Genomic DNA, 6,804 nt, shown 5'->3' on the forward strand with positions numbered 1-6,804 from the left:
TCAACCAGCCGACCCTTCGTTCCACAGACCTTGGAACCCGACACAGCTATGTCATCGCGTAAATTTGGACTCAACCTGGTGGTGGTTCTGGCAATCGCCGCCCTGTTCACCGGTTTCTGGGCGCTGATCAACCGCCCCGTCTCCGCGCCGAACTGGCCGGAGCAGATCTCCGGCTTCTCCTATTCACCGTTCCAGCAAGGACAGTTCCCGCAGAAGGATCAGTATCCGTCCGACGATGAAATGCGCCGCGACCTGGAGATCATGAGCAAGCTGACGGACAACATCCGCATCTACTCGGTCGACGGTTCCCTGCAGGACATCCCGAAACTGGCTGAAGAGTTCGGCCTGCGCGTGACACTGGGGATCTGGATCAGCCCGGACCAGGAACGCAACGAGCGCGAAATCACCCGCGCCATCGAACTGGCCAATACCTCGCGCAGCGTGGTGCGCGTGGTGGTCGGTAACGAAGCGATCTTCCGCAAGGAAATCACCGCCGAACAACTCAGCGTGCTGCTCGACCGCGTACGCGCAGCGGTGAAAGTGCCGGTGACCACTTCCGAACAGTGGCACGTCTGGGAAGAGCACCCGGAGCTGGCCAAGCACGTCGACCTGATCGCCGCGCACGTTCTGCCCTACTGGGAATTCATTCCGGTGGACAAGGCCGGGCAGTTCGTTTTCGACCGCGCCCGCGACCTGAAAAAGATGTTCCCGAAAAAACCGCTGCTGCTGTCCGAAGTGGGCTGGCCGAGCAACGGCCGCATGCGCGGTGGCGCCGATGCGTCGCCGGCGGATCAGGCGATCTACCTGCGCACGTTGGTCAATAAGCTCAACCGCCAGGGCTTCAACTACTTCGTGATCGAAGCATTTGACCAGCCGTGGAAGGCCAGCGACGAAGGTTCGGTCGGCGCTTACTGGGGCGTGTTCAACGCCGCGCGCCAACAGAAATTCAACTTCGAAGGCCCGGTGGTGGCGATCCCGCAATGGCGCGTGCTGGCCATCGGTTCGGTGGTGCTGGCGCTGTTGTCGCTGACCCTGCTGATGATCGACGGCTCGGCCCTGCGCCAGCGCGGCCGGACCTTCCTGACCTTTATCGCGTTCCTGTGCGGTTCGGTGCTGGTGTGGATCGGTTACGACTACAGTCAGCAATACAGCACGTGGTTCAGCCTGACGGTGGGTTTCCTGCTGGCGCTTGGTGCGCTCGGGGTGTTCATCGTGCTGCTGACCGAGGCCCACGAACTGGCCGAGGCCGTGTGGATTCACAAACGTCGCCGTGAATTCCTGCCGGTGGTCGGCGATTCCGACTACCGCCCGAAAGTCTCAATCCACGTGCCTTGCTACAACGAGCCGCCGGAGATGGTCAAACAGACCCTCGATGCCTTGGCCAACCTCGACTATCCGGACTTCGAAGTCCTGATCATCGACAACAACACCAAGGATCCGGCGGTCTGGGAACCGGTGCGCGACTACTGCGAAACCCTCGGCCCGCGCTTCAAGTTCTTCCACGTCTCGCCCCTGGCCGGCTTCAAGGGCGGTGCGCTGAACTACCTGATCCCGCACACCGCCAAGGACGCCGAAGTGATCGCGGTGATCGACTCCGACTACTGCGTGCACCCGAACTGGCTCAAGCACATGGTGCCGCACTTCGCTGACCCGAAAATCGCCGTGGTGCAGTCGCCGCAGGACTACCGCGACCAGAACGAAACCACCTTCAAGAAGCTCTGCTACGCCGAATACAAAGGCTTCTTCCACATCGGCATGGTGACCCGCAACGACCGCGACGCGATCATCCAGCACGGCACCATGACCATGACCCGTCGCTCGGTGCTCGAAGAACTGGGCTGGGCCGACTGGTGTATCTGTGAAGACGCAGAGCTCGGTCTGCGGGTATTCGAGAAAGGCCTGTCGGCGGCGTATTACCACGACAGTTACGGCAAGGGTCTGATGCCGGACACCTTCATCGACTTCAAGAAGCAACGTTTCCGCTGGGCCTACGGTGCGATCCAGATCATCAAGCGTCACACCGGCAGCCTGCTGCGCGGCAAGGACACCGAGCTGACCCGTGGCCAGCGTTACCACTTCCTCGCGGGCTGGCTGCCGTGGGTCGCGGACGGCATGAACATCTTCTTCACTGTCGGCGCGCTGTTGTGGTCGGCGGCAATGATCATCGTGCCGCAACGGGTCGATCCGCCGCTGCTGATTTTCGCAATTCCGCCGTTGGCGCTGTTTGTGTTCAAGGTCGGCAAGATCATCTTCCTCTACCGTCGCGCCGTGGGCGTGAACCTGAAGGATGCGTTCTGCGCGGCACTGGCCGGTCTGGCGTTGTCGCACACCATCGCCAAAGCGGTGCTGTACGGCTTCTTCACCAGCAGCATTCCGTTCTTCCGCACGCCGAAAAACGCTGACAACCATGGCTTCTGGGTGGCGATTTCCGAGGCCCGGGAGGAGCTGTTCATCATGCTGCTGTTGTGGGGCGCGGCGCTGGGGATCTTCCTGGTGCAGGGCCTGCCGAGCAACGACATGCGCTTCTGGGTGACCATGCTGCTGGTGCAGTCGCTGCCGTACGTGGCGGCGCTGATCATGGCGTTCCTGTCGTCGCTGCCGAAACCGGCGCCGACGCCTGAACCGGCACCGGCCGTCTAAATCCTCTGCGATGCACTAAACGGCGGCCAATGGTCGCCGTTTTGCTTTAAGATAACCGCCATTTTGCGGGGCTTGGCGTGATATCCAACCCTGTGAGAGCGAGCCTGCTCGCGATGGCAATGTAACAATCAGCCTTTATGTTGACTGACACACCGCCATCGCCAGCAGGCTGGCTCCCACATTGGCCCTTGCCCAATTTCAAGCATCCGGAGTTTTCCATGACGGCCCACGCCGACCTTTCGCCGACCCTCCAACTCGCCATCGACCTGATCCGCCGTCCGTCCGTGACGCCGGTCGACGCCGATTGCCAGAAGCAGATGATGCAGCGCCTGGGCGATGCCGGTTTCACCCTGGAGCCGATGCGCATTGAAGATGTGGATAACTTCTGGGCGATCCACGGCAAACACGACGGCCCGGTGCTGTGCTTCGCTGGTCACACCGACGTGGTGCCGACCGGTCCGGTGACGGCGTGGCAGATCGACCCGTTCAACGCAGTGATCGACGAGCACGGCATGCTCTGCGGCCGTGGCGCGGCGGACATGAAAGGCAGCCTGGCATCCATGACTGTAGCCGCCGAGCGCTTCGTCGCCGACTACCCGGATCACAAGGGCAAGGTTGCGTTCCTGATCACCAGCGACGAAGAAGGCCCGGCGCATCACGGCACCAAGGCTGTGGTCGAGCGTCTGGCAGCCCGTAACGAGCGTCTGGACTGGTGCATCGTCGGCGAGCCATCGAGCACTACCCTGGTGGGCGACGTGGTGAAGAACGGTCGTCGCGGCTCCCTCGGCGCCAAACTGACCGTGCGCGGCGTGCAGGGACACGTGGCCTATCCGCACCTGGCGAAGAACCCGATCCACCTCGCTGCCCCGGCTCTGGCCGAGCTGGCCGCCGAGCATTGGGATCACGGCAACGACTTCTTCCCGCCGACCAGTTTCCAGATTTCCAACGTCAACTCCGGCACCGGCGCGACCAACGTGATTCCGGGCGATCTGGTGGCGTTGTTCAACTTCCGTTTCTCCACCGAATCGACGGTCGAAGGCCTGCAAAAGCGCGTCGCCGACATCCTCGACAAGCACGGCCTGGACTGGCACATCGACTGGGCGCTGTCCGGTCTGCCGTTCCTCACCGAGCCGGGCGCGCTGCTCGACGCGGTGTCGTCGAGCATCAAGCAGATCACCGGTCGCGAGACCAAGGCGTCCACCAGCGGCGGCACCTCCGATGGCCGTTTCATCGCGACCATGGGCACGCAGGTTGTTGAGCTGGGCCCGGTCAACGCGACCATCCACCAGGTCAACGAGCGCGTGCTGGCGGCCGACCTCGACGTGCTGACCGAGATCTACTACCAGACCCTGATCAAGTTGCTCGCCTGATGCTCGCGTGCCCGATCTGCAGTGAACCGCTGAACGCGGTGGACAATGGCGTGGTCTGCCCCGCCGGCCACCGCTTCGACCGTGCGCGCCAGGGTTACCTGAACCTGTTGCCGGTGCAGCACAAGAACAGCCGTGATCCCGGCGACAATCAGGCGATGGTCGAGGCTCGCCGCGACTTCCTGAACGCCGGCCATTACGCGCCGGTAGCCAAGCGTCTGGCGGAACTGGCGGCGAGTTATGCGCCGGCCCGCTGGGTCGATATCGGTTGTGGCGAGGGTTATTACACCGCGCAGATCGCCGAGGCCTTGCCGGATGCTGACGGTTACGCGCTGGATATTTCGAAGGAAGCGGTCAAGCGCGCCTGCAAACGCAATCCGGCGCTGACCTGGTTGATCGCCAGCATGGCCCGGGTGCCTTTGGCTTCCGGCAGTTGCCAGTTTCTGGCCAGCGTCTTCAGTCCACTGGATTGGGAAGAAGCCAAGCGTCTGCTCAGCGTCGGCGGCGGCCTGATGAAAGTCGGCCCGACCAGCGGCCATCTGATGGAACTGCGCGAGCGCCTGTACGACGAAGTGCGCGAGTACACCGACGACAAGCACCTGGCCCTGGTGCCGGAAGGCATGGCGCTGGCGCACAGTGAAACCCTCGAATTCAAGCTGACGCTGGACAAGCCCGAGGATCGCGCCAACCTGCTGGCGATGACACCCCACGGCTGGCGCGCCAGTGCCGAACGCCGTGCCGCAGTGATCGAACAGCCCGAGCCGTTCGTGACCACTGTGTCGATGCGCTACGATTATTTCGTTCTTCAATAACTTTTGGTCCCGGGCAACGACCCGGGGCCGGCTAAATCCGCGAATGGATTTTTCAGACCCGCAGTGAGGATATCCATGCGCCAACCGGACATCGAGATTTACCTGAAAGACGCCGACGTCGACCACAAGGCCATTTCCGCCTGGCTGGGCGCCGCCCTTGGCCCGTGCAGCGACTGGGTACAGAAAGGTCAGACCTACAAGTGCAAGGCCGGCAACATCCCGGTGACCTGGCTGCCAAAAGCCGTGGGCAAGTGGAACAGCCTGTACCTGGAAAGCGATGCGACCCCATGGGACGACGACATCGCCTGCGCCCGCGCAGCCTTTGCCGCGCTGAACGTCGAAGTGCGCTGCGCGCCGGGGACGTGGGTCGAGGAAGAAGGTGAGGAAACGGCGGATCGCTGGATTCGGATCAGCACCGATGGTGAAGAAGAGATCACCTGGAAAACTGCCTGAACAATCGGGCGCCATGTCTATCCTGCGACGGACACGGCGCCTGATTTTTGTCCTAGATCCCTTGATCGCCAGCGGAGTAACTGAAAATAGTTGCTGCGTTAGGTGAGACTTTAATGACAGGGATACGCCTGCCTGTGCTTTTCAGAAAGTCCCGCTGAATATTCTTCGCTCCTTCCACACCGACCGCCCTGCTTGCCGTATTGAAGTAGATGAACGCCTTGATCGGCAGATTCGAAGTGTTCTGCGGCCAAGTCTGAATCATCACCTCGTTTTGTCGCCACGCGGCCAGTTCACCCGCTGGATTTTCTCGCGAAAGCAAACTGAGTTCGAACCCCGCCTTATCCACACCAAAACTGCATTGATGGTGATAGCGGTTAGTGCTGTTGGCTGGATATTGCTGAAAATGCGCACGCCAGCCCGCCAGCGTGGTGAGACCTTGAGCGGCACATGGGCCACTGTTGCTCGGGAAATTGCTCGCGGCCCCGCAGCCGGCCGCGCCGCGAATCAGAGTTCCCGCATCATAGGGATATGAACACAGGACTCGAAGCGGATAGCCCCCATTGGCGGTAAAGTTCTGCCCCGTTTCCAGGACAAAACCCTGGGTTCGGCTGCCTTGCAGTTGATTCATGCCAATACCCGTCTTCATGTAACTGAATGACACCGCGCCTAATTTGACGGCACCCGGACTAGGATTCCAGGCTCGAAATGCCGTCGAATCATCGACGGTGCGGATCAACACACCGCTGCAGTACCATGCGCCCTGGTTCGGACTATTTGGACAGGTATTGCTAACTGTTGAATATTGCGCGTTCAACTCATTGGCGACACGTTGGCCGTCGCCCGGAGCGGCAACCCCTGTCACCTTGATCGGTAAGGGCGATGAAGTGATCAGGTTCCCGACGCCTGCAACTTTATAGGTGTACGTCAGGCTGACCGTGCGCCCCTTGTTCTCAACGAGCCATGCCTTGGGCAGCTTGAAGGTCTGAACGCCCACAGTGGAAACCGTCTGAATGGGCGCGTCATGCAATGCCACACCTGTCAGTCGAATGCCGACGGTGTCTTTCACCGCCAGGCTTGGATAGCTGACTTGCACGTTGGCTTCAGCGCCGAGCGTATCGGCGTTCAGCTCGCCAGCCGGTGCTTCGACCACCTTGAACACGCTCTGTCCCTGAGCGCCCACCACGCGGATGCTCAATGGCGCTGAAGTGATCAGACTGCCGGCACCGCCAACCTTGTAGGTGTACGTCAGGCTGACCGTGCGCCCCTTGTTCTCAACGAGCCATGCCTTGGGCAGCTTGAAGGTTTGGACGCCCACAGTGGAAACCGCCTGAATGGGCGCGTCACGCAATGCCACACCTGTCAGTCGAATGCCGACGGTGTCTTTCACCGCCAGGCGCGGATAGCTGACTTGCACGTTGGCTTCAGCGCCGAGCGTATCGGCGTTCAGCTCGCCGGCCGGTGCTTCGACCACCTTGAACACGCTCTGTCCCTGAGCGCCCACCACGCGGATGCTCAATGGCGCTGAAGTGATC

4 protein-coding genes and 1 pseudogene are annotated in these 6,804 nt (G+C 61.4%); 4 read left to right on the plus strand and 1 reads right to left on the minus strand.

All coding sequences use genetic code 11. The annotated features are described in order from the left end of the window. The first annotated feature begins 48 nt into the window (after positions 1-48). The 4 genes from AC07N4_RS09160 (at position 49) to AC07N4_RS09175 (ending at position 5,272) form a co-directional block, all read left to right on the plus strand. Positions 49-2,640: a glycosyltransferase gene (locus AC07N4_RS09160; protein ID WP_249485210.1), complete on the plus strand. Its 2,592-nt coding sequence runs from the start codon at positions 49-51 to the stop codon at positions 2,638-2,640. Between the two features lie 218 nt (positions 2,641-2,858). Further along, positions 2,859-4,010 (plus strand): succinyl-diaminopimelate desuccinylase, encoded by a 1,152-nt coding sequence (gene dapE, locus AC07N4_RS09165; protein ID WP_096819639.1) that lies wholly within the window; start codon positions 2,859-2,861, stop codon positions 4,008-4,010. Continuing rightward, positions 4,010-4,819: a putative RNA methyltransferase gene (locus tag AC07N4_RS09170; protein WP_096819640.1), complete on the plus strand. Its 810-nt coding sequence runs from the start codon at positions 4,010-4,012 to the stop codon at positions 4,817-4,819. The genes dapE and AC07N4_RS09170 overlap by 1 nt, the downstream gene beginning before the upstream one ends. Positions 4,820-4,894: 75 nt before the next feature. Beyond that, positions 4,895-5,272, plus strand: coding sequence for a hypothetical protein (locus tag AC07N4_RS09175; RefSeq protein ID WP_102621432.1), 378 nt, complete (start codon positions 4,895-4,897; stop codon positions 5,270-5,272). Positions 5,273-5,324: 52 nt separating this feature from the next. Here AC07N4_RS09175 and AC07N4_RS09180 read toward each other — a convergent pair. Continuing rightward, positions 5,325-6,804: pseudogene (locus tag AC07N4_RS09180) on the minus strand (hypothetical protein); the annotation flags it as partial.

The sequence above is a fragment of the Pseudomonas sp. GW821-FHT09E04 genome, from assembly GCF_059416185.1.

Bases quoted from the DNA above. Each gene is read 5' to 3' on its own strand.
- AC07N4_RS09160 (WP_249485210.1), top strand. From the start codon at position 49: ATGTCATCGCGTAAATTTGGACTCAACCTGGTGGTGGTTCTGGCAATC.
- dapE (WP_096819639.1), top strand. From the start codon at position 2,859: ATGACGGCCCACGCCGACCTTTCGCCGACCCTCCAACTCGCCATCGAC.
- AC07N4_RS09170 (WP_096819640.1), top strand. From the start codon at position 4,010: ATGCTCGCGTGCCCGATCTGCAGTGAACCGCTGAACGCGGTGGACAAT.
- AC07N4_RS09175 (WP_102621432.1), top strand. From the start codon at position 4,895: ATGCGCCAACCGGACATCGAGATTTACCTGAAAGACGCCGACGTCGAC.